The sequence below is a fragment of the Halomonas sp. 141 genome (genome assembly GCF_002810305.1).
GTDB lineage: Bacteria > Pseudomonadota > Gammaproteobacteria > Pseudomonadales > Halomonadaceae > Vreelandella > Vreelandella stevensii.
In genome coordinates, this window is record NZ_PINZ01000014.1 from 39,416 (window position 1) to 59,856 (window position 20,441).

Here is a 20,441-nt window from a genome sequence, read left to right on the forward strand (position 1 = left end):
GCTTTATGCTGAGAGTCTCATGACGGTTCCGTTCGTTCATCTTCGTTTGCACAGTGAATACTCCCTGGTCGATGGTCTGGTCAAGCTCAAGCCGCTGGTCAGTACCACCGCTGAACGGGGGATGCCCGCGCTGGCGCTGACGGACGAGACCAACCTGTTTGGCCTGGTGAAGTTCTACAAGGCAGCCCAAGGCGCGGGGCTCAAGCCCATCATCGGCAGCGACTTGTGGCTGGCCAATCCCCACGATGAAGCGCACCCGTATCGCATGACGCTGCTGGCCATGAATCAGGACGGCTATCGCAACCTCACCGAGCTGATCTCCAAGGGGTGGACCCACGGGCAGCGCCAGGGGCGGGCGATTCTCGACAAGCAGTGGGTACTGGACCAGAGCGACGGACTGATTGCGCTGTCCGGCGGCCGCGATGGCGATATTGGCCGTCATTTGCTGTCGGAACACGAGCGTGAAGCGCGCCAACTGCTGGAGGAGTGGCAGCAGGCCTTTCCCGACCGTTTCTACCTGGAGCTGGTGCGCACCGGGCGGCCGCTGGAAGAAGCCTGCGTGCACGCCAGCGTCAAGCTGGCCATCGAGACCAACACGCCGGTGGTGGCCACCAACGACGTACGCTTTCTGGCCCGCGACGATTACTGGGCCCATGAAACCCGTGTCGCCATCGGGGAAGGCAAGGCGCTGGACGATCCGCGCCGCGAGCGCCGCTATACCGAAGAGCAGTACCTGAAAAGCCCGGAAGAGATGGCGGCCCTGTTTGCCGACATTCCGGAAGCGCTGGAAAACAGCGTGATGATTGCCGAGCGCTGCAGCGTGGATGTGCGCCTGGGCGAGATATTCCTGCCGGAATTCGGCATCCCCGAAGGCATGACCCAGGATGAGTTCTTCCGCAAGGTCTCCCATGACGGCCTGACCGAGCGGCTCGACTTTCTGTTTCCCGCCGAGGAGTACCCCCGCGACGGCGATGCTTTCCGTGAGATCGAGCAGCGCTACCGTGACCGCCTGGAGTTCGAGCTCAACGTCATCATCCAGATGGGTTTTCCGGGCTACTTCCTGATCGTCATGGACTTCATCCAGTGGGCCAAGGACAACGGCGTGCCCGTTGGCCCTGGGCGGGGTTCCGGCGCGGGCTCGCTGGTGGCCTACGCCCAGAAGATCACCGACCTGGACCCGATTGGCTACGACCTGCTGTTCGAACGCTTCCTCAACCCCGAGCGTGTTTCGATGCCCGACTTCGATGTCGACTTCTGCATGGAGAAGCGCGACCGGGTCATCGAGTACGTTGCCGACCGCTATGGCCGCAACGCGGTCTCCCAGATCGTCACCTTCGGCACCATGGCCGCCAAGGCCGTGGTGCGTGACGTGGCCCGTGCCCAGGGCAAGCCCTACTCGCTGGGGGACAAGCTCTCCAAGCTGATCCCGTTCGAAGTAGGCATGACGCTGGCCAAGGCCATCGAGCAGGAGCCCGCCCTCAAGGAGTTCATCGACAACGACGAAGAGGCGGAAGAGATCTGGGAAATGGCCCTGAAGCTGGAGGGCACCACCCGGGGCACCGGCAAGCACGCGGGGGGCGTGGTCATCGCACCCACCAAGCTGACCGATTTTTCGCCGTTGCTGTGTGACGAGGATGGCGCCGGGCTGGTGGTTCAGTTCGACAAGAACGACATCGAAGACGCCGGGCTGGTGAAGTTCGACTTCCTGGGGCTGCGGACCCTCACCATCATCGACTGGGCGCTGGAGATGGTGGACAAGGTACGCGATGCCGCAGGCCAGGGCCCGCTCAATATCGATGCCATCCCGCTGGACGACAGCAAGACCTTCGAAATGCTCAAGCGGGCAGAGACCACGGCGGTGTTCCAGCTCGAATCCCGCGGCATGAAGGAGCTGATCAAGCGGCTGCTGCCCGACTCCCTGGACGACATGATCGCGCTGGTGGCCCTGTTCCGCCCGGGCCCGCTGCAGTCGGGTATGGTGGATGACTTCATCAACCGTAAGCATGGTCGGGCGGAAGTCTCTTATCCACACCCGGATTACCAGCATGAGCTGTTGAAACCGGTACTGACGCCGACCTACGGCATCATCCTGTACCAGGAACAGGTCATGCAGATTGCCCAGGTGATGGCGGGCTACACCCTGGGCCAGGCAGACATGCTGCGCCGGGCCATGGGCAAGAAAAAGCCCGAAGAGATGGCCAAGCAGCGCTCCGGTTTCATGGAGGGCTGTGCCGCCAACGGCATCGACAAGGACCTCGCGGGCAACATCTTCGACCTGGTGGAGAAATTCGCCGGTTATGGCTTCAACAAGTCGCACTCGGCGGCCTACGCGCTGGTCTCCTACCAAACCGCATGGCTGAAGGCCCACTACCCAGGCCCGTTCATGGCGGCGGTCATGTCCACCGAGATGGACAACCTGGACAAGGTGGTGCCGCTGATCGAAGAGTGCCGCCATCTGAAGCTCACCGTGACACCCCCGGATGTCAACGTGGGTGGCTACAAGTTCACCGTGGATACCGAAGGCCGTGTGGTGTACGGCCTGGGGGCCATCCGGGGCGTGGGCGAAGGCCCGATTGGCGCCATCGTCGAGGCACGCAATGCCGATGGCCCCTTCAAGGACCTGTTCGATTTCTGCCGCCGTATCGACCCCAAGCGCATGAACAAGCGCACCCTGGAAGCGCTGATTCGCTCCGGGGCGCTGGACACCCTGGGGCCCAACCGTGCCGTGCTGGCTGCCGCCATGGAAGACGCCCTCAAGGCCGCCGCCCAGAACCATGCCAACCAGAATCTGGGCATGCTGGACATGTTCGGTGACGCGTTTGCTGCCGAAGAAGAGGCCGGCGATGTGTACGCCGAGTACCGTCATGCCCGGGAGTGGACCGACCGCGAGCGTCTCTCGGGTGAAAAAGACACCCTGGGGCTTTACCTTACCGGCCACCCCATCGATGAGTACGAGCGCGAGCTCAAGCGCTTCGTCTCTACGCGCATCAGCGACCTCAAGCCGTCCCGCGAGCCCCAGCGGGTGGCAGGGCTGGTGGTGGCCATGCGCACCATGAAGTCCAAGCGTGGCGACACCATGGCCTTCATCACGCTGGACGACCGCACCGGGCGTATCGAAGCGTCGCTGTTCGGTGAGCTGTTCGACCAGTTGCGCGGTCAGATCGAGTCGGATCAGGTCATCATCGTCGAGGGGGAAGTCTCCAGCGATGACTTCTCGGGCGGGCTGCGCCTGCGCGGCAAGGACGTCACTCCGATGGTCACCGCCCGGGTGCGCTATGGCCAGGCCGTGGAGCTGGCGCTGGATGCCGGGCAGATCAATGGCCGCCTGGTGGATAGCCTGCGTGACAGCCTCTCGCCTTACCGGGATAGCGAAGGCCTGCCGGTGAGGCTGCAGTACCGCCATCCCGAGGCCGTAGGGTGGCTGGAGCTGGCCGATGAGTGGAAAGTGGCCCCCAGCGACGACCTGCTATTGGCCCTGCGTGACGTTCAGGGCCAGGTGGGCGTCCAGCTGCGCTATCGCTGAGCCCTTGCGTGGCGGGGTCAGGGTGCGATAATGGCCCCAACCGAGATGCGTTTTGATAATGCCTTTTTATGACAGGCAGCTTACAGGCAGAGCCGATGAATCCAAATTATCTTGATTTTGAACAGCCCGTCGCCGAGCTCCAGGCAAAGATCGAAGAGCTGCGTCTGGTCAGCTCCGACAGCCAAGTGAACCTCTCTGACGAGATTGCCCGGCTGGAAGAGAAAAGCCGCAAGCTGACAGAGTCGATCTTCAAGGACTTGACCCCCTGGCAGGTTTCCCAGCTATCGCGGCACCCACAGCGCCCCTATACGCTGGATTACCTGGAGTACATCTTTACCGACTTCGACGAGCTGCACGGTGATCGCAACTTCGCCGACGACGCGGCGCTGGTCGGTGGCGTTGCTCGTCTGAACGATGCGCCGGTCATGGTCATTGGCCATCAGAAGGGCCGCGACGTCAAAGAGAAAGTGCGCCGCAACTTCGGCATGCCGCGCCCGGAAGGCTACCGCAAGGCGTGCCGTTTGATGGAGATGGCCGAGCGCTTCAAGATGCCCATTCTCACCTTCATCGACACTCCCGGCGCCTACCCCGGCATCGATGCCGAAGAGCGTGGCCAGTCCGAAGCCATCGCCTATAACCTGGCCGTCATGTCGCGGTTGAAAACGCCGATCATCTCCACGGTGGTCGGGGAGGGTGGCTCCGGTGGTGCCCTGGCGATAGGCGTGTGTGACGAGCTGCACATGCTGCAGTACTCCACCTACTCGGTCATCTCTCCGGAAGGCTGCGCCTCCATTTTGTGGAAGAGTGCCGAGAAAGCCTCCGACGCGGCTCAGGCCATGGGCATCACGGCCGAGCGCCTCAAGGAGCTGGGGTTCGTGGACTCGCTGATCAAGGAGCCGCTGGGCGGCGCCCACCGTCATCCCGTGACCACCGCAGAGCGGGTCAAGGAAGCGCTGAGCGCAAGCCTCGAAAGGCTCCAGGCGCTGGACCATGAGGCGCTGCTGGAGCGCCGCTACGCACGCCTGATGAGCTATGGCGCCCCTGCCGCCTGACGCACTGCTCGCGCTGCTCGACGACGCCCTGGCGGAGACCCCGCCGGGGCGTTGCGTTTGGGTAGCGCTCTCGGGCGGGCTGGACTCCTCGCTGCTGCTGACTCTGGCCGCAAGGGCCTGCCAGCGGCGTGGACGCAGCCTGCGTGCGCTGCACGTTCACCATGGTTTGCAGCCTGCCGCCGCCGACTTCGAAGCCCACTGTGCAGCGCTTTGCCAGCGGCTCGGCGTCCCGCTCAGCGTGGCGCGGGTCAGCGTCGAACCGCAGGGGGAGGGTATCGAAGGCGCTGCCCGGCGTGCGCGCTATCAGGCTTTTCTCGAGCACCTCGCCCCCGGCGACACGCTGTGGCTGGGCCAGCATCAGGATGATCAGGCAGAGACCTGGCTGTTGGCAGCGCTGCGCGGAAGCGGTATTCGTGGGTTGGCTGGCATGCCTTGGCGCCGCGAGTGGCAGGGCCGTGTGCTGCTGCGCCCGTGGCTGAGCGTTCGGCGAGACCAACTGCGCGAGGCTGCTCGGCAGGAGGGGCTGGCGTGGTGCGAGGACCCCACCAATCAGGATACCTGCTACGATCGCAACTACCTGCGCCACGCCGTGCTGCCCGTGCTCGGCCAGCGTTGGCCCGGGGCCGCCCAGGCGTTGGCCCGCAGTGCCGCCTGGGCGGGAGAGGCCGATGGGCTACTGTCCAGCTACGCCGCCGAGGAGCTGGCCGGTTTGGCGCTGTCGCCCGGCTGTATTGACGCCCATGCCCTGGCCGCGCTACCACTTCCTCGTCAACGGCTGCTGGTGCGGACGCTGTGCCAGCAACACGGGTTACCGACGCCGCCACTGGCGCGGTTGGCCAGCCTGCTGGAGCAATTGAGTGCTGCCGCTCAGGCGCGTGTGCACATCATATGGCCCGGGGCAGAAGCGCGGGTATGGCGGGGCGGGCTTTACGTGATGGCCCCGCAGGCACCGCTGGATGGCTGGCAGGCGGAGTGGGATGGCCGGGCAGGTCTGGCGACGCCGCTGGGCACGCTGGCGCTCGAGGTGAAAACGGGAGCACAAGATGCGGCTAGCGCCTCATTCGTGCTGCGTGGGCGTCAGGGCGGAGAAACGCTGGTGCTGCCGGGGCGTGGCCGACGTGACCTGAAACGCTGGCTGCAGGAGCAGTCGATCCCCCCCTGGGAGCGTCAGCGGCTGCTGCTAGTGATGGAAGGGGAGCGCTGCCTGGCCATCTTGCAGCCGCCTGCCAGAGTGCTCTGGCAGGCGGCGGGGGTGGCGGTGCGGTGTCCTGACTAGCTGACGAGCGTCAGCAGGAAACCCGCCCCTGCAATATGCCCCTGCTCCTGCTCCAGGTCGGTGCTCAGCAGGGTAGGCTCATCGCTCTGGGGGAGCGTGATCACCAAACCTTCGCCGCTGTCGTCGACCACGATGTGTGGCAGCGCCGGGGGGCTTTCGGGCCGAGAGTGATTGAGCAGCACCGCCAGACGCAGCAGGCGAGCCAGCTTGCCCGCCGTGGGCTGTTGGGAAGCGGGCAGTGCCTGCCACTCCTTGAGCGGAAACTTGCGTCGATGGGCGCGCACCAGAAAAGCCAGCAGGCGCTGTTCCGGGCGTGAAAACCCGGCCAGATCCGAATGCTCCAGTAAGTAAGCGCCGTGACGATGGAACTGGCTATGGGAAATGGCGAGCCCGATCTCGTGGACATGGCTGGCCCAGTTCAGAAAATGCCCCTGTTCGTTGCTCAATCCCCAGGGCGATTGGAGACGTTCAAACAGCCGCCTGGCGGTGTCGGCCACGTTCTCGGCTTGCCGGGTATCCACGTCGTAGGTGCGCTTGAGCAGCTCCAGGGTACGTGAGCGGGTGTCTTCGGCACTGTTGCGCCCGGCCATGTCGTACAGCACGCCTTCCCGCAGCGCGCCATCGGCAAAGCGCATCTGGTGCAGGTCGAAGGCTTCGAACACGGCATTGAGAATGGCGATGCCCGCCGGGAATACCCGGGCGCGGTCTGCTTTCAGGCCTTCCAGCTCGACCTTGTCCAGGTGCTTGCACTTTACCAGCCGCTCTCTGAGCTTTTGCAGGCCGCTGCGGGTAATCACCCCTTCCTGGGGCGCATCGCCGTAGGCGAACAGAACGCTGGCGGCAGCCTTGATCGTGCCGCTGGAGCCCACCGGATCATCCCAGCCCAGGCGCTGGTAAGGCCGCTGGATATTGGCCAGTTCCGAGAGTGCCGCCAGTTCGGCACGGCGCATGCGTTTTTCGGTAATCTCGCCATCGGCAAAAAAGCGCTGGCTGAACGTTACGCAGCCCATGCGCAGGCTCTCCAGCGCCCTGGGCTCGAAGGCTTCACCAATGATGAACTCCGTGGAGCCCCCGCCAATGTCGACGATCAAACGGCGACCGTTCTCGGCCAAGGCGTGGGCGGCACCCAGATAGATCAGCCGGGCCTCTTCACGTCCCGCAATGATTTCAATGGCGTGGCCCAGCTGGGCTTCGGCGCGTTCGATGAAGTCCTGGCTATTGTGGGCGTCACGAAGCGCGTTGGTGCCCACCACCCGCAGGTTGGCACCCTCTATGTCGGTCAGGAAGGGTGCAAAACGGCTCAGGCAATCCAGCGCGCGCTGCATGGCGGCTTCGCTAAGGTAGCCATTGCCATCCAGGCCAGCGGCAAGCTGCACCTTCTCGCCCTGTCGGGCAACGACTTGTAGCCTTTCATTCTGGTAGTTGGCGACCAGTAAATGAAAGCTGTTGGAGCCCAGGTCAATGGCGGCCAGGCGCTGGGGAGCAGCGCTGTCGACTTCGCTATTGGGCGCATCGGTGGGGAGCGAAATGTCCATGGGCATGAGCTATCCTTCAAGTTGGCTATGCCAAGGTTGCGGCGCCCTCTGACTATTGTCAATTGCCAAAGGCTTGCGTTTGTCGCGGGGCTTGACTACCATCGGGTAACTGGCCTGATCCGAGTTGGCTTGTACGTCCAGACAAGCGTGTTGACTCGGCACCCCGAGCAATACGTATTCCGATGGCATCAGCCAGATGTCCAAGTCGTCAGATAACCTACCCTCACGCCCAGCGGTCACCAATTACGGCTAATGGCTATATCATGGCCGACGCGACTGCCCCTACTTATCAATCGAGCGTGTGCCTGGATGGAGTCTGAACGCATCACTCGGCGCTTTGCCCTAATGACTTAGGCCTCGCCTCCTGTCTTATTCCCGGCGCTCGTCGCCCAGCTTTCATGAGCAATTTTCTAACACACCGATGAATCTCACTGAACTCAAGCAAAAAACCGTTCCCGAGCTGCTCGATATTGCCCGCGAGATGGGTATCGACAACCTCGCCCGTTCGCGCAAGCAGGACATCATTTTCGCCATCCTCAAGAAACATGCCAAAAGTGGCGAGGATATCTATGGCGACGGTGTGCTGGAAATTCTTCAGGACGGCTTTGGCTTCCTGCGTAGCGCGGATAGCTCTTACCTTGCCGGGCCAGACGACATCTACGTCTCGCCTTCACAGATTCGTCGTTTCAATCTGCGCAAGGGCGACTCCATTTCTGGCAAGATCCGTCCGCCGAAAGAGGGTGAGCGTTACTTTGCCCTGTTGAAGGTGAGTCAGATCAACTTTGACCGCCCGGAAAACGCCAAGCACAAGATTCTCTTCGAGAACCTGACGCCGCTGTTTCCCACCGAGCGTCTGCGCATGGAGATCGGCAACGGCTCCACCGAAGACCTCACCGCACGTATCATCGACCTGACCGCGCCCATCGGCAAAGGGCAGCGTGGTTTGCTGGTGTCGCCCCCCAAGGCGGGTAAGACACTGATGCTGCAGAACATCGCCACTTCCATCACGCGTAACAACCCCGAGTGTCATCTGATCGTACTGCTGATCGATGAGCGCCCGGAGGAAGTCACCGAGATGTCGCGCACCGTGCGTGGCGAAGTCGTGGCCTCGACGTTCGATGAGCCGCCGGCGCGTCACGTTCAGGTCGCCGAAATGGTCATCGAGAAGGCCAAGCGGCTGGTCGAGCACAAGAAGGACGTGGTGATTCTGCTCGACTCCATCACCCGTCTGGCGCGGGCCTACAACACCGTGGTGCCCAGCTCTGGCAAGGTACTGACCGGTGGTGTCGATGCCCACGCGCTGGAGAAGCCCAAGCGGTTCTTTGGTGCGGCGCGTAACATCGAAGAGGGCGGCAGCCTGACGATCATCGCCACGGCGCTGGTCGACACCGGCTCCAAGATGGACGAAGTCATCTTCGAAGAGTTCAAGGGTACCGGCAACATGGAAGCCCACCTGGACCGCAAGCTGGCCGAAAAGCGCGTCTTCCCGGCCATCAACATTCGTCGCAGCGGCACGCGTCGCGAAGACCTGCTGGCGTCGGAAGACGAAATGCAGCGCATGTGGATTCTGCGCAAGCTGCTCAACCCGATGGAAGATACGGCCGCGACCGAGTTCCTGATCGACCGTCTTAAAGATACCAAGACGAATCTGGAATTCTTCGAGGCAATGAAGCGCCGTTAAGGCGCTGCATGGTGGCGCCACCCGCTACGCGGCGACCGATATCCGGGTTGAGGAGAGGACCTTGAAGTACAACGACTTGCGCGATTTCATAGCAGCGCTGGAAGCTCAAGGTGAGCTCAAGCGCATTACCGCCGAAGTTGACCCCTACCTTGAAATTACCGAAATCTGTGACCGTACGCTGCGTGCCGGTGGCCCGGCACTGCTGTTCGAAAATGTCAAAGGTCACGACATGCCCCTGTTGGGCAACCTGTTTGGTACGCCCAAGCGTGTTGCGCTGGGCATGGGGCAGGAGTCGGTAGAAGCCCTGCGGGAAGTCGGCAAACTGCTGGCGTTTCTGAAGGAGCCTGACCCGCCCAAAGGGCTGAAGGATGCCTGGGAGAAGCTGCCGATCTTCAAGCAGGTGCTCAGCATGGGGCCGAAGAACGTCAAACGCGCCCCGGTCCAGGAAGTGGTCTACGAAGGTGACGACGTAGACCTGGACCGCCTGCCCATTCAGCACTGCTGGCCGGGTGATGCAGCGCCGCTGGTGACCTGGCCGCTGGTGATCACCAAAGGGCCGCACAAGAAACGTCAGAACCTGGGGATCTACCGCCAGCAAAAGATCGGCAAGAACCGGCTGATCATGCGTTGGCTCTCCCATCGTGGGGGCGCGCTGGACTTTCTGGAATTCCAGAAGGCGCATCCTGGCGAGCCCTTCCCCGTGGCCGTGGCTTTGGGGGCAGACCCCGCCACGATCCTGGGGGCGGTCACCCCGGTGCCCGATTCGCTCTCGGAGTACGCGTTTGCCGGGCTGCTGCGCGGGTCGCGCACCGAGCTGGTCAAGTGCGGCCATGCCGAGCTGGACGTGCCTGCCTCCGCCGAAATCATGCTGGAAGGGTTCATCTACCCCGACGACATGGCCCCGGAAGGCCCCTTCGGCGACCACACCGGCTACTACAACGAAGTAGACCGGTTCCCGGTGTTTACCGTGACGCGCATGACCATGCGCCGCGACGCGATCTACCATTCTACGTACACGGGGCGTCCGCCCGATGAGCCCGCCATTCTAGGCGTGGCGCTCAACGAGGTGTTCGTGCCGATCCTGTGCAAGCAGTTCCCCGAAATCGTCGATTTCTACCTGCCGCCGGAAGGCTGCTCCTACCGCATGGCGGTGGTCACCATGAAGAAGCAGTATCCGGGCCATGCCAAGCGGGTGATGATGGGGGTGTGGAGCTTTTTGCGTCAGTTCATGTACACCAAATTCGTGATCGTGCTGGACGACGATGTGGATGCTCGTAACTGGGAAGACGTCATGTGGGCAATCACCACCCGCATGGACCCGGCCCGGGACACGGTGATGGTCGAGAACACCCCCATCGACTACCTGGACTTTGCCTCGCCGGTTTCCGGACTGGGCTCCAAGATGGGCCTGGACGCCACCAACAAGTGGCCCGGGGAAACCGACCGAGAGTGGGGAACGCCCATCGTGATGGACGATGCCATCAAGATCCGCGTCGACCAGCGTTGGGAAGAGCTGGGTATCGATATTCCCCTGCCCGCACCGCGACACGGCTAGTGCTGCCGTGGGACTGAACGATTTGCCAAAAAGAGGCTTTCATGAGCGTTAATACGTCAACGTGTAAAACGCTGACCTGCCAGGTGACCGCCGTTGAAGATCTCAATCCCGATGTCTTCAGGGTGGCGCTTGCCGGACGCGCAGAGGCAATGCAGCATGCGCCCGGCCAGTACCTGGAACTCAAGCTGGACGACGATACCTGGGTGCCTTTCTCGATTGCCAGCGCCGACCGCGGCGACGGCAGCCTGGAACTGCAGATCCAGCACTGGCCCGAGCGCGAGAACTCCCGCCGCTTACGCCAGTTGCTACAGGTGGCCAACCAGCTGACCGTACGCCTGCCCAGCGGTGACTGTGTGCTGGATGGGCAGAGTGAACGCCCCCTGCTGCTGATCGCCGCAGGAACCGGGTTCGCGCAGATGAAAGCCATCGTCGAGGCGGCCCTGCGTGACCAGCCACAGCGGCCGATATCGCTGTGGTGGGCGAACCGCGAGCACCGCGACCTGTATGCCGAAGATCTGGCATGCCAGTGGGCTCAACAGGCCGAGCAGCTGTCGTTCCATGCGGTGACCGAGTTTCCGCTGACCGAACCTCTCGCTGCTGGCGAGCGTATTCACCACCATCAGGGGCGGGTCGACCTGGTGCTGGAGAGCCAGTTGGTGAAGGCGCTGGAAAAAACGCTGGGCACGCCGGAAGGCTGCGATATTTACCTCTCTGGTTCGCCGGGCATGGTGTACGCCTGCGTCGATGTGCTGGAGCGGCTGGGCGCGAGCAGTGAGCGTATGTTCTCGGATGTGTTTGCCTACGCTCCACGCCCTCACTAGAATGATCCACCGACGTAAGCAATAGAGCGGCAAGAGCCGCCTGTAGACCCTTGACGAGGAGGCTATATGGCCCATCATGATGAAGACTTCAAAGATGAATCCGGACTGTTGCCTATCGTGCTGGGCATCGTCGTGCTGGTCAGCATGAGTGCGCTGCCCGCCACCATCGGCTGGATTCAGGCCTTCAGTAACTGAGGCTGCCGCTGGCCTGACGGACAGGCCAGCCCCTTGAATGGAAAATCTTGCATGAAGAACCTCGAATGGCGGGTTGCCATTTGGCGTTTTGGCAGGCAGGATTAAGCAGTATCGTCGTTATGACTTTTCATGAGGAAGCCGCCATGCATCATGCTGCGTGTTCAGACCGCCGCCAGCGCCAACCGGAAACGGTGGTGGGCGCGTGGGCGAATACGTCGCTGAGCGTCGCGTCTTTCCAGCCCGTTTATTATGCAGCGTATTGGTTTAGCCAGGGTGTGCCGCTGGCCGACGCCTGATGTCGGGTCGGCAGGCACACCGCACAGGTGACCTGCCGCATGCAAAAAGCCTCGGTGGGTTACCCCACCGAGGCTTTTTTCGTTTTACGCTGCGGTCAGCCAGGCTGGCCTGAACGGGCCACGGGTTTTCATTCAATGCAACACAGGAGCTGCACCATGTCTTACCGCAACCGCGCAATCGTTAGCCCCCAGGCCTTCCGTTATATCGGCTATGGCTATGGCTGGCGATTTAGTGACGCGCGGTCGGTGCAAGCTGCCACCTCCGATCGTGCTTGCCTGGGTGGCAAGGAAGGATTGCGATGTTTAGCGCTGTGTCCCACGATCTCGGAGAGTTGACCCATGAATGCCCCTATTGCCCCCCAATGCACGCCCCTGGCAGACGACCACGTCTCCTTGTCCTCCACGCCCTTGCCGTTGCCCGCTGAGCTGCGCCAGCGCATTGCCATCAGTGCCCCGTTGGCCGTACAGATTGCCGAGCAGCAGCGTGCAGTGCAGCGTATTTTGAATGGCCAGGATGACCGCCTGCTGGTGGTGGTCGGGCCTTGCTCCATTCACGACCCGGATGCCGCACTGGAGTATGCCGACCGCCTGGCGGCGCTCAGCGAGGACATTGGCCAGCATATCCTGCCGGTCATGCGTGTCTACGTGGAGAAGCCGCGTACCACGGTGGGCTGGAAGGGACTGGCCTACGACCCGCACCTGGATGGCAGCGGTGACATGCCTCATGGAATTGCCCTGTCGCGGGAGTTGATGCATGCGGTGGCCTCTCGCGGTTTGCCGGTGGCGACCGAGCTGTTGCAGCCCATGCTGGCGCCTTACCTGGATGACCTGCTGAGCTGGGTGGCGATTGGCGCGCGGACCACGGAGTCCCAGCTGCACCGGGAGCTGGCCAGTGACCTGACCGCCGCGGTGGGTTTCAAGAACGCCACTAGTGGCGATGTGCAGGTGGCCATCGACGCCATGCAGGCTGCGGCGCACGCCCATCAGCGGTTTGCCATGGACCGCCAGGGGCGCCCCATCATGCAGGAAACCGCCGGTAACCCGCACACCCATGTGGTGTTGCGCGGCGGGCACGGCGAGCCCAATTATCAGGCCCACCACGTGCAGGCGGCCATCGACACGCTGCAACGTGCGGGGCAGAACCCGCGCCTGATGGTGGACTGCAGCCATGCCAACGCCCGCAAGGATCATCGTCGGCAAAGCGAGGTCATGCGGGAGGTACTGGCGCAGCGCCAGGCAGGCGAGGCCCGCCTGGTCGCGCTGATGCTGGAGAGCCATCTGGTCGAAGGCAAGCAGCCGCTGAGCCCGGGCCAACTGCGCTATGGCGTCTCGGTCACCGATGCCTGCGTGGGTTGGGAGACCACCGAGCGGCTGCTGAAGAGCGCCGCCGAACAGCTGGCCTGAGCGCGTTGACTGACCTGGTCAGCCCCGTATCATAAGAGGTTCCTTTCGATAACGAGGTTGGCCATGGCCTTTACCCTTGAGCACCACGATCCAGATACCTATCGGCGCAAGGCGCGCATCATCAGCATCATCATGGCAGGGCAGCTGGTGGTGTTCGGCCTGCTGTTCTCCATGCTGCTGACCGCGACTTTCGGCAGCAGCTTCTGGCTGAATGCCCTCGGGGTGCTGCTGGGCCTGCTGGCGACCAGCGCCATGTTTGCGGCCCTGCGTGAGCGGCCCTGGATGGTGGAGATGCGCTATGTCTGGCAGCTCAAGCATCACCTGTCGCGCATCAGCAGCTATCTGCAGCCGCTGCGTCGTGGGGTAGAAGAGGACAATCGCCTGGCGCTGGATATCCTGACCTTTTATCACCAGGGCATGTCGCAACTGGCCGAGCTGAACGGCCGCACCACCGATGACGATGCCGAGCGGCTGGCCGAAAAAATGCAGGTCAAGGTCCGGCGCGAAGCGCTCGGTTTGCCCGCAGAGGTAACGTCTTTCGATCCGCACGATCTCAGCGCCTTCAAACCGTCATAACGGGAACCTGCCTCATGATCGCCAAGCCCATTACCTTTCGTCCGCTGTTGGCCATGGCCTCGGTGGCCCTGCTGGCAGGCTGTGCTAGCACCCCACCTGCGGCGGATACCCCCACCCGCACCACGGTGCATAGCACCGCGCCCTTGTTGCCTTCTGCACTGTTTCCCGGCAGTGCGGAGCAGTTCCAGGCCTGGCATTGCCAGCCGGCTCATCAGGATCTGGTCACCGCCTTGAATGGCGACGAATTGCGCTTGTGGTCGCTGCACGGTGCCTGGCGTTTGCCGCAGGCCGTGGTGGCCAGTGGTGCGCGTTATCAGGATGGCGAGATCAGTTTCTGGAACCGTGGCGAGCAGGCCCAGGTAGAGACGCCGCGGGGCCAGTTGCAGTGCCAGCAGGGGTTGGCACGCGCTGCGGCCACCCGTGCGGCACATCCGGGCGTCATGTTCCTGGCGCGAGGCAACGAGCCCGGCTGGAGTATCGAGCTGGCCCATGACGCACCGGTCATGACCTGGACCACGCAGTACGGCAATGAAACGAGCACGCTGCCTTATATGGTCAGCGTCATGGATAACGCCGCGGGTCGTGTGGTGATCGAAAACGCCGATGCCGAGTCGTTTTTCCGGGTAAGGATCGAGTCAGGGGCCTGTTTTGACGACATGAAAGGCCAGCCGTACCCTGCCCGTGTCACGGTCAGTATCGGCGGCGAACAGTACAAGGGGTGTGGCCAGGGCATTGCGCCCTGACCACAACTCTGAACTTCCCTTTATGCGGGGTCAGCAGCGATAAAGAAACGGCTCGGTGCGCCATTGAGGGTCGACGAAGTCAGTGGCGCAGAGTGCCGAAATATCGCCGCCTGCCCGTGACGCCAGGCGCGCCAGGGTTTCCAGCTCCAGCCCGCGTGGAGTGCTGACCTGCTCGCTGACCTCCAGCGGTACCCAGCGCTCATCTTCCCGGGTGGCCAGGGTGAAGTTGAAGGGGTGAAAGCCGGGGAACCCGAGACGAATGTCGGTGGCGATTAGCGTATCGACGCCATCGATCTGGCGGATCTCGTAGCGCAGGAATGGCCCCGTGAACCAGGCCAGGCGCTCCCCTTTGGGGTTGCCAAGGGCCGCGCTTTCCAGTGCCACGTTACGCCGCAAGGGCTCCAGCGTGGGTGTGCGCTGGCGGTCGAACACGCTGATCAAGCTTTCGTAGTAGTGATCGTCGTCAATGATCGTGGCGCGCCATAGGGCAATATTGAAGGGGGTGGGCTGCACGATTACCGGCGCCTGCTGCAGGTTGGCCTCAGCCAGGGCGGGGGCCAGGCGCTGCTCGACGTGCCACTTGGCGCCGGCGGCCAGCAGCAAGTAGGCGCTGGACACCGCCAGGCCCACGCGACACGCTTTTTGCACCTTGTGGGTCGAGGCGCCAATGATCAAGGCCAGCAGCAGGGGCAGTGTATAAAGCGGATCGATAATGAACACGATCGGCCACGCAGCCGGGGGCACGTCCAGCGGCCAGAACAGTTGGGTGCCGTAGGTGGTCAGGGCGTCCAGCAGTGGGTGGGTGGTCAGGCAGAGGACGTAGAACCACCACCAGTGGCGCAGGTGAACGGGGCGCTGCTGCGTGGCGGGCCAGCGGTAGGCGGTCAGGAGAGCCAGCAGAGTACCCAGCCCCGTCAGGACGAACAGCGAATGGCTGAAGCCACGGTGCTCGGTGACATTGGCCACGGCATCGCCGTAGTCCAGCACTACGTCCAGGTCGGGCAGTGTGCCGAGTAGTGCGCCCACCACGATGGCCTTGCGGCCCCAGCGGCGCCCCAATATTGCGCCGCCCACAGCGGCACCCAACGCCGCCTGTGTAATCGAATCCACTGATGCCTCCCGGGGTCGTCCCGTCTATCGCGTGATGGTGTTAGTATTATACAGATCTTCAGTGATGGTGATGAAATGTCGAAAAAACGTCTAATAATGCCGCTGTCGATGATAGCAGGGCTGGCGGTATCGTTGTCGTTTGCACAGGCCGCTCCCGTGATCGAGGTACACAGTGACCCCCACTGCGGCTGTTGCAGCGACTGGGTAAGCCACCTGGAAGAGGCTGGCTTCGAGGTCGACCACCACCGCCATGATGGTGTGCGCACCATCAAGATAGAGCATGGCGTTACCCCTGAGCTGGCGTCCTGTCATACGGCGCTGGTAGAGGGCTATGTCATCGAGGGCCACGTGCCAGCGGCTGACATTCAGCGCCTGCTGGAGGAGCGCCCGGCCATTGCTGGCCTGGCCGTACCCGGTATGCCGCATGGTTCACCGGGCATGGAAACCGGCAGGGTAGACGACTACGCGGTGCTCGGATTCACCCACGATGCGCGTCCGCCTGCTATCTTTAGCGAGTATCTTCAACCATAGCAAAGGGTTAGCGCTGACCCACTGGCGCTGCACTTGACCAGAGAGAGACGACTCAATGCAATTTCTACATACCATGGTGCGCGTCCAGGACCTGGATGCTTCGCTGCACTTCTACTGCGATCTGCTAGGCCTCAAGGAAGTACGCCGTAAAGAGAACGAGAAAGGGCGTTTTACGCTGATATTCCTGGCCGCGCCGGACGATGAAGCTCGCTCGGAGCGCCTGACGGCACCCGAGCTGGAACTGACCTACAACTGGGACCCCGAGGAGTACACCGGCGGGCGCAATTTCGGTCACCTGGCTTACCGTGTCGAGAACATCTACGACCTGTGCCAGAAGCTGCAGGACAATGGCGTCACCATCAATCGTCCGCCTCGGGACGGCTATATGGCGTTCGTGAAGTCGCCGGATGGCATCTCCATCGAACTGCTGCAAAAAGGCGATGCCCTGGCACCGCAAGAGCCTTGGGCATCCATGGAAAACAGCGGCAGCTGGTGAATGAGCAGGAGCACACGCAAGGTGAAAGCACACTATCGTAATACGTTGATGGGGCTGAGTCTGGCGCTACTGGTGGCGGCCTGTGGTAGCTCACCGCAGCAGGAGCGAGTGGATGCGCCCCCCCGTGGTGAACTGTCGGGGCCGGTCGTCGAGCAGCGCTGGAACCTGCTGCTGGTGGGGACCGATGAGCGTTTGTCGATGCCCAGTACGCCATTTTTCCGCATTGGGCGCGATGGCAAGGTGAGTGGTTCGGATGGCTGCAACCAGTTTACCGGCACCGTTAGTCTGGGGGAGAGTCAGCGCATCGAGTTCAGCGAGTTGGCATCCACCCGCATGGCCTGCCCGAACATGGAAGATGCCAAGCGGGTCACGGACATGCTGGATACCGCCTACCGCTACCTGATCGACCATGATCGGCTGGTGTTCTTCGGCCCGGATAGCCGGGTGCTGGGCGGCTGGCGCAAAGCCAACGGCTAGCAGCGGCAGGAACGGTTTTAATGTGTGAAAGGCGGATTGAAGCGGGCAACGAAGCGCGCATCGATCCGCTTTTTCCATTCCCATACCCAGCGGCCTGAAAAACCGATGGCGCCTCGACTGGCAATGGCGCGACCGTCCCCTGTGCCAATCAGTGCCAGCACTCGCCTGGGGGGCTCCCAGGTGGCCAGCGGGGCGCCGTAGCAGGCGGCTCGCAGGTTGTCGGCCAACACGGGCCCCATACGCACTGCGTACACGCCGGCCTTGGGCAGTGGCGGCGTGTGCTGGCCGAAAGCTGCACAGTCTCCCGCCGCAAATATCCCCGAGTGGCCTGTGACTTCGAGGGTCGTGTTCACGCTGATGAACCCCCGTTCGTTGCGTGGCAGCGCGGTTTTCTCGAGCCAAGGCTGGCCCACGGCGCCGGTGGCCCAGAGCACGATGTCGGCGTCGATACGCTGGCCTGCTTGCGTATGCACGCCGCCCGCCACTAATGCACTGCCCCGTAATCCCGCGTGTACGGCAATATCGGCCCGTTGAAGTGCGCGCAGTACCAGCCTGCGCGGTAGCCAGCCAGCGCCAGGCAGCAGCGAGGGGGACGCGCTGATGATGGCGCCTTTCCATGCCACGTCGGGACGCCGTTGGCGCAGCTGTGCCAGTACGCTCATCAGGGTTTCACAGCCCGCCGCACCGCCCCCCACGCTCACCACGTTCTGCCGTGTGCCGGGAGGCAACTGGTCGATATCCTCCAACAGCGCCTGCCAGCGATGGTGCAGAGAACCGAGTGGCCGCATGGCCAGCAGGGCGGGCTGCGTGCGCTCAGCGTTTTCGGCGTGCTGAGGCGGCTGGAGAGTTGCGCCCACGTTGAGCGAGGCCACGTCGAAGGCCACCACATGGCCGTCCTGCAGAGTGACCTGGCGTTTCGTGGGGCACAGGGCCACGGCCGGTGAGGTGATGAGACGAGCCCCCGCCCGCTGGCAGAGCGCGGCGATGTCCAGCTGGGTGTCGCGCAGCGTGCACTCCCCCGCAAGCCAGGCAGGCACGCCACCGGAATAGGCGGCCAGTGGACTATCGCTGACCACCGTGAGCGATATCGTCGGGTCCGGGCGCTGGGCAAACGCTTCCAGCACGAAGGCGTGGGCGTGGCCTGCGCCGACCAGCAATAGCCGCTTGGGTGGGGGCATCGGGGATACTCTTGTGTCGAAGGCTGCAGGGCAGCGTCAAGGGCAAAGAACGCACCGGTTCTTGCCAGCCTGCTTGGCAAGATAGAGGCCCTGGTCGGCGCGTTCAAGCCATTGCCGAGGCGATTCATGGGCGTGTAGCAGCGTGGCTCCCATACTGATCGAGACCGGCGCCGCCACGGCGAAGCGGACGTTTGCGACGGCTAGCCGTACGCGGTTGGCAAACTGCAAGGTGCCCTCATGGTCGAGCTCCCTGGCCAGAATCATGAACTCTTCGCCGCCCCAGCGGCCAAGGTGGTCTCCTTGGCGCAAGACTCTCTCTACCACGCCGACCAGATCGCGCAACACATCATCGCCTACCGCATGCCCATGAGTGTCATTGATGCGCTTGAAATCGTCGATGTCGAACAGAATGAGCGCCATGGTGGTGTGGGTCGGGTCGATACTGTCGAGCACCAGTTCGGTATAGTAACGGTTCCAGCACTGGGTAAGGGCGTCCTTGTGCGCCAGGGTTTCCAGCCATTGATTCGTGGCGACGAGCTGCTGGTTGAGATTGGCGATTTCGATGGCCGTGATGACCGAGGTCAAGTCATCGGCCAGCTCGGCAAGGCTGTTGATCTCGGATGCGAGCCAGTAGCCGACAGGAGTATGCGGGCAGCTCAGTTCGGGCAGCAGTGGCACGGCGTGACGACGACGAAACAGCATCAGCCACGCTGGCTGTGCGTCAGCAACATGAACACTGACGGCAATCCCGCCCGCGCACTCGCCATCAAGCTCGATGGCCTCCGTGTCGTCCAGCGGTGCTGCCAGGGACGTGATGGCCGCTAGAAGCTGGCGCTCAGGGGGGCACTGGCCAAAGCAGGCCAGCTCTTCCTGATAATAGAGCGCTATGCCGACCGCTTGAAAGATGCGACACCAGCTTTGTCCGTGACGTTGAACGAGATGCTCGATACTGCATGTGTGCTGCATGTCTTTGAGAATGGAGCGTCTTCGCCGCCTCAGGCGTATACGCCTCTCCGTTGCATTGGCGGCCTTCAAAAGACGCAGGCGCTGGCTGGCAAGGTCGATGAAGAGCGTCAGCCACTGGGTTTGCTCATGAGTATCCGGCGTTGGATAAGCCACATAGCCCCAAATGCCGAACTCGCCTTGGATGTCGCGATAGTCCAGCCCGAGCGTGGACAAAGAGGCGAGCGAGGTGATGAGCCGCAGCGCATGGGGGGCTGCCTGTTGGCCAGCAGGCGAAAGATAGTAGGTCAGGTGCAGGGCTTTGGCGTCGTGAAGACGGTACAGGGCGATGGGCTGCTGACGGTTGATATGGTACAGCGTGCTGGCCAGCCCCTTCAGCAGCGTATCCGGGTCGGGTGCCGAACCAAGGGTCGATAACGCCCGGTGCAGATAACTCGGTTCGGGAAGATAAGGCGTCTGGCTCATCCTGGCAGACTCCTGGCGCGCTAGCGGCCGTCTTGCGTGTGCACGGTTTAGTTTAATTCGGAATTGAAGTAATGATTCAATCAGAAGGTTAACCGTTATTCAACTCTTATTGAAGAATCACTTCACATTGGCGGCATGAATGAAAAAAGCATGTTTGCCGAGCGTTTGATAGCCGCCATGCAAGCGGCAGGGTACGAAGCCCGACCCTCCGTTCTGGAGCGTGAATTCAATCTGCGCTATTGGGGAAAACCCATCACCTTCCAGGCGGTCAGGCGCTGGTTGCGGGGAGACTCGTTTCCAAGCCAGGAAAAGCTGCTGGTTCTGGCCCAGTGGTTGTCCGTCTCTCCGCACTATTTGCGTTACGGCGCGGCTGAGGTGGTGGGTGTCAAGGAGCCTGCCGCCGCCTGGCAGGTATCCCCCGATGCCGATGAACTGAGGCTGTTGGCCCTGTATCGCCAGTTACCCCAGGCACAGCGGAAACTGGTGCGCGACATCATGGAAAACTTCGTAAACGACCCACAACCCCCCTGATCCATCGCACCCAAGCGCCCCTGCCCGCGGTGG

Annotated in this window: 19 protein-coding genes; 15 read left to right on the plus strand and 4 right to left on the minus strand. The window is 62.6% G+C overall.

The genetic code is table 11. The annotated features are described in order from the left end of the window. The first annotated feature begins 19 nt into the window (after positions 1–19). The 3 genes from dnaE to tilS all read left to right on the plus strand — a co-directional run bounded on the left by dnaE (position 20) and on the right by tilS (position 5,851). Complete coding sequence (gene dnaE / locus CWI66_RS08590) at positions 20–3,523, plus strand: DNA polymerase III subunit alpha (RefSeq protein WP_100731448.1); 3,504 nt, start codon at positions 20–22, stop codon at positions 3,521–3,523. Between the two features lie 95 nt (positions 3,524–3,618). Then, a complete protein-coding gene (gene accA, locus CWI66_RS08595; RefSeq protein ID WP_016915033.1) occupies positions 3,619–4,575 on the plus strand; it encodes an acetyl-CoA carboxylase carboxyl transferase subunit alpha in 957 nt (318 codons plus the stop codon). Beyond that, positions 4,556–5,851, plus strand: a complete 1,296-nt coding sequence (tilS, locus tag CWI66_RS08600; protein WP_100731449.1) for a tRNA lysidine(34) synthetase TilS — start codon at positions 4,556–4,558, stop codon at positions 5,849–5,851. Before accA ends, tilS begins: the two co-directional genes overlap by 20 nt. On the opposite strand, the gene ppx is transcribed toward tilS, so the two are convergent. Then, positions 5,848–7,392: an exopolyphosphatase gene (ppx, locus tag CWI66_RS08605; protein ID WP_081195135.1), complete on the minus strand. Its 1,545-nt coding sequence runs from the start codon at positions 7,390–7,392 to the stop codon at positions 5,848–5,850. The genes tilS and ppx overlap by 4 nt on opposite strands. 415 nt (positions 7,393–7,807) lie before the next feature. Between ppx and rho the strand changes: the two genes are divergently transcribed. The 8 genes from rho (at position 7,808) to CWI66_RS08640 (ending at position 14,657) form a co-directional block, all read left to right on the plus strand. Beyond that, positions 7,808–9,067, plus strand: a complete 1,260-nt coding sequence (rho, locus tag CWI66_RS08610) for a transcription termination factor Rho (protein ID WP_016915030.1) — start codon at positions 7,808–7,810, stop codon at positions 9,065–9,067. A 61-nt stretch (positions 9,068–9,128) separates the two neighbouring features. Continuing rightward, positions 9,129–10,622 (plus strand): 4-hydroxy-3-polyprenylbenzoate decarboxylase, encoded by a 1,494-nt coding sequence (gene ubiD, locus CWI66_RS08615; protein ID WP_100731450.1) that lies wholly within the window; start codon positions 9,129–9,131, stop codon positions 10,620–10,622. Positions 10,623–10,663: 41 nt separating this feature from the next. Further along, positions 10,664–11,443, plus strand: a complete 780-nt coding sequence (locus CWI66_RS08620; protein WP_100731451.1) for an NAD(P)H-flavin reductase — start codon at positions 10,664–10,666, stop codon at positions 11,441–11,443. A 66-nt stretch (positions 11,444–11,509) separates the two neighbouring features. Then, the gene (locus tag CWI66_RS18570; protein WP_016915027.1) at positions 11,510–11,638 is read left to right on the plus strand and encodes a hypothetical protein; all 129 of its coding nucleotides are present in this window, start codon (positions 11,510–11,512) and stop codon (positions 11,636–11,638) included. A 143-nt stretch (positions 11,639–11,781) separates the two neighbouring features. Then, positions 11,782–11,934, plus strand: a complete 153-nt coding sequence (locus tag CWI66_RS17995) for a hypothetical protein (protein ID WP_157808961.1) — start codon at positions 11,782–11,784, stop codon at positions 11,932–11,934. 339 nt (positions 11,935–12,273) lie between these two features. Further along, positions 12,274–13,338 carry a 3-deoxy-7-phosphoheptulonate synthase gene (locus CWI66_RS08630; protein ID WP_100731452.1) on the plus strand — a complete coding sequence of 355 codons (1,065 nt, stop codon included), beginning with the start codon at positions 12,274–12,276 and terminating at the stop codon, positions 13,336–13,338. Positions 13,339–13,401: 63 nt separating this feature from the next. After that, complete coding sequence (locus CWI66_RS08635) at positions 13,402–13,914, plus strand: DUF3087 family protein (RefSeq protein WP_016915024.1); 513 nt, start codon at positions 13,402–13,404, stop codon at positions 13,912–13,914. Between the two features lie 14 nt (positions 13,915–13,928). Then, positions 13,929–14,657: an MliC family protein gene (locus CWI66_RS08640; protein WP_081195141.1), complete on the plus strand. Its 729-nt coding sequence runs from the start codon at positions 13,929–13,931 to the stop codon at positions 14,655–14,657. A gap of 30 nt (positions 14,658–14,687) precedes the next feature. Here CWI66_RS08640 and CWI66_RS08645 read toward each other — a convergent pair whose 3' ends face one another. Next, positions 14,688–15,767: a metal-dependent hydrolase gene (locus CWI66_RS08645; protein ID WP_081136701.1), complete on the minus strand. Its 1,080-nt coding sequence runs from the start codon at positions 15,765–15,767 to the stop codon at positions 14,688–14,690. Positions 15,768–15,842: 75 nt separating this feature from the next. Between CWI66_RS08645 and CWI66_RS08650 the strand changes: the two genes are divergently transcribed. The 3 genes from CWI66_RS08650 to CWI66_RS08660 are packed head-to-tail and all read left to right on the plus strand — an operon-like array spanning position 15,843 to position 17,271. Beyond that, positions 15,843–16,298 carry a DUF411 domain-containing protein gene (locus CWI66_RS08650; protein WP_170919445.1) on the plus strand — a complete coding sequence of 152 codons (456 nt, stop codon included), beginning with the start codon at positions 15,843–15,845 and terminating at the stop codon, positions 16,296–16,298. Positions 16,299–16,353: 55 nt separating this feature from the next. Beyond that, a complete protein-coding gene (gene gloA, locus CWI66_RS08655) occupies positions 16,354–16,794 on the plus strand; it encodes a lactoylglutathione lyase (RefSeq protein WP_081136697.1) in 441 nt (146 codons plus the stop codon). 48 nt (positions 16,795–16,842) lie between these two features. Next, positions 16,843–17,271, plus strand: coding sequence for an META domain-containing protein (locus CWI66_RS08660; protein WP_371317431.1), 429 nt, complete (start codon positions 16,843–16,845; stop codon positions 17,269–17,271). A gap of 17 nt (positions 17,272–17,288) precedes the next feature. Here the strand turns inward: CWI66_RS08660 and CWI66_RS08665 are convergent, their stop codons facing one another. Both CWI66_RS08665 and CWI66_RS08670 read right to left on the minus strand, forming a co-directional pair. Continuing rightward, on the minus strand, positions 17,289–18,449 hold the full coding sequence (locus CWI66_RS08665) for an FAD-dependent oxidoreductase (protein ID WP_016915018.1): 1,161 nt from the start codon (positions 18,447–18,449) through the stop codon (positions 17,289–17,291). 36 nt (positions 18,450–18,485) lie between these two features. Beyond that, positions 18,486–19,877, minus strand: coding sequence for a GGDEF domain-containing protein (locus CWI66_RS08670; protein ID WP_081136693.1), 1,392 nt, complete (start codon positions 19,875–19,877; stop codon positions 18,486–18,488). 150 nt (positions 19,878–20,027) lie between these two features. On the opposite strand from CWI66_RS08670, the gene CWI66_RS08675 reads away from it, so the two are divergent. Next, a complete protein-coding gene (locus CWI66_RS08675; RefSeq protein ID WP_016915016.1) occupies positions 20,028–20,408 on the plus strand; it encodes a hypothetical protein in 381 nt (126 codons plus the stop codon). Positions 20,409–20,441 lie beyond the last annotated feature (33 nt).

Bases quoted from the DNA above. Each gene is read 5' to 3' on its own strand.
- CWI66_RS08670 (WP_081136693.1), bottom strand. From the start codon at position 19,877: ATGAGCCAGACGCCTTATCTTCCCGAACCGAGTTATCTGCACCGGGCG.
- CWI66_RS18570 (WP_016915027.1), top strand. From the start codon at position 11,510: ATGGCCCATCATGATGAAGACTTCAAAGATGAATCCGGACTGTTGCCT.
- CWI66_RS17995 (WP_157808961.1), top strand. From the start codon at position 11,782: ATGCATCATGCTGCGTGTTCAGACCGCCGCCAGCGCCAACCGGAAACG.
- CWI66_RS08640 (WP_081195141.1), top strand. From the start codon at position 13,929: ATGATCGCCAAGCCCATTACCTTTCGTCCGCTGTTGGCCATGGCCTCG.
- CWI66_RS08665 (WP_016915018.1), bottom strand. From the start codon at position 18,449: ATGCCCCCACCCAAGCGGCTATTGCTGGTCGGCGCAGGCCACGCCCAC.
- CWI66_RS08635 (WP_016915024.1), top strand. From the start codon at position 13,402: ATGGCCTTTACCCTTGAGCACCACGATCCAGATACCTATCGGCGCAAG.
- CWI66_RS08620 (WP_100731451.1), top strand. From the start codon at position 10,664: ATGAGCGTTAATACGTCAACGTGTAAAACGCTGACCTGCCAGGTGACC.
- gloA (WP_081136697.1), top strand. From the start codon at position 16,354: ATGCAATTTCTACATACCATGGTGCGCGTCCAGGACCTGGATGCTTCG.
- CWI66_RS08660 (WP_371317431.1), top strand. From the start codon at position 16,843: ATGGGGCTGAGTCTGGCGCTACTGGTGGCGGCCTGTGGTAGCTCACCG.
- accA (WP_016915033.1), top strand. From the start codon at position 3,619: ATGAATCCAAATTATCTTGATTTTGAACAGCCCGTCGCCGAGCTCCAG.
- ppx (WP_081195135.1), bottom strand. From the start codon at position 7,392: ATGCCCATGGACATTTCGCTCCCCACCGATGCGCCCAATAGCGAAGTC.
- CWI66_RS08675 (WP_016915016.1), top strand. From the start codon at position 20,028: ATGTTTGCCGAGCGTTTGATAGCCGCCATGCAAGCGGCAGGGTACGAA.
- tilS (WP_100731449.1), top strand. From the start codon at position 4,556: ATGGCGCCCCTGCCGCCTGACGCACTGCTCGCGCTGCTCGACGACGCC.
- CWI66_RS08650 (WP_170919445.1), top strand. From the start codon at position 15,843: ATGTCGAAAAAACGTCTAATAATGCCGCTGTCGATGATAGCAGGGCTG.
- rho (WP_016915030.1), top strand. From the start codon at position 7,808: ATGAATCTCACTGAACTCAAGCAAAAAACCGTTCCCGAGCTGCTCGAT.
- CWI66_RS08630 (WP_100731452.1), top strand. From the start codon at position 12,274: ATGAATGCCCCTATTGCCCCCCAATGCACGCCCCTGGCAGACGACCAC.
- dnaE (WP_100731448.1), top strand. From the start codon at position 20: ATGACGGTTCCGTTCGTTCATCTTCGTTTGCACAGTGAATACTCCCTG.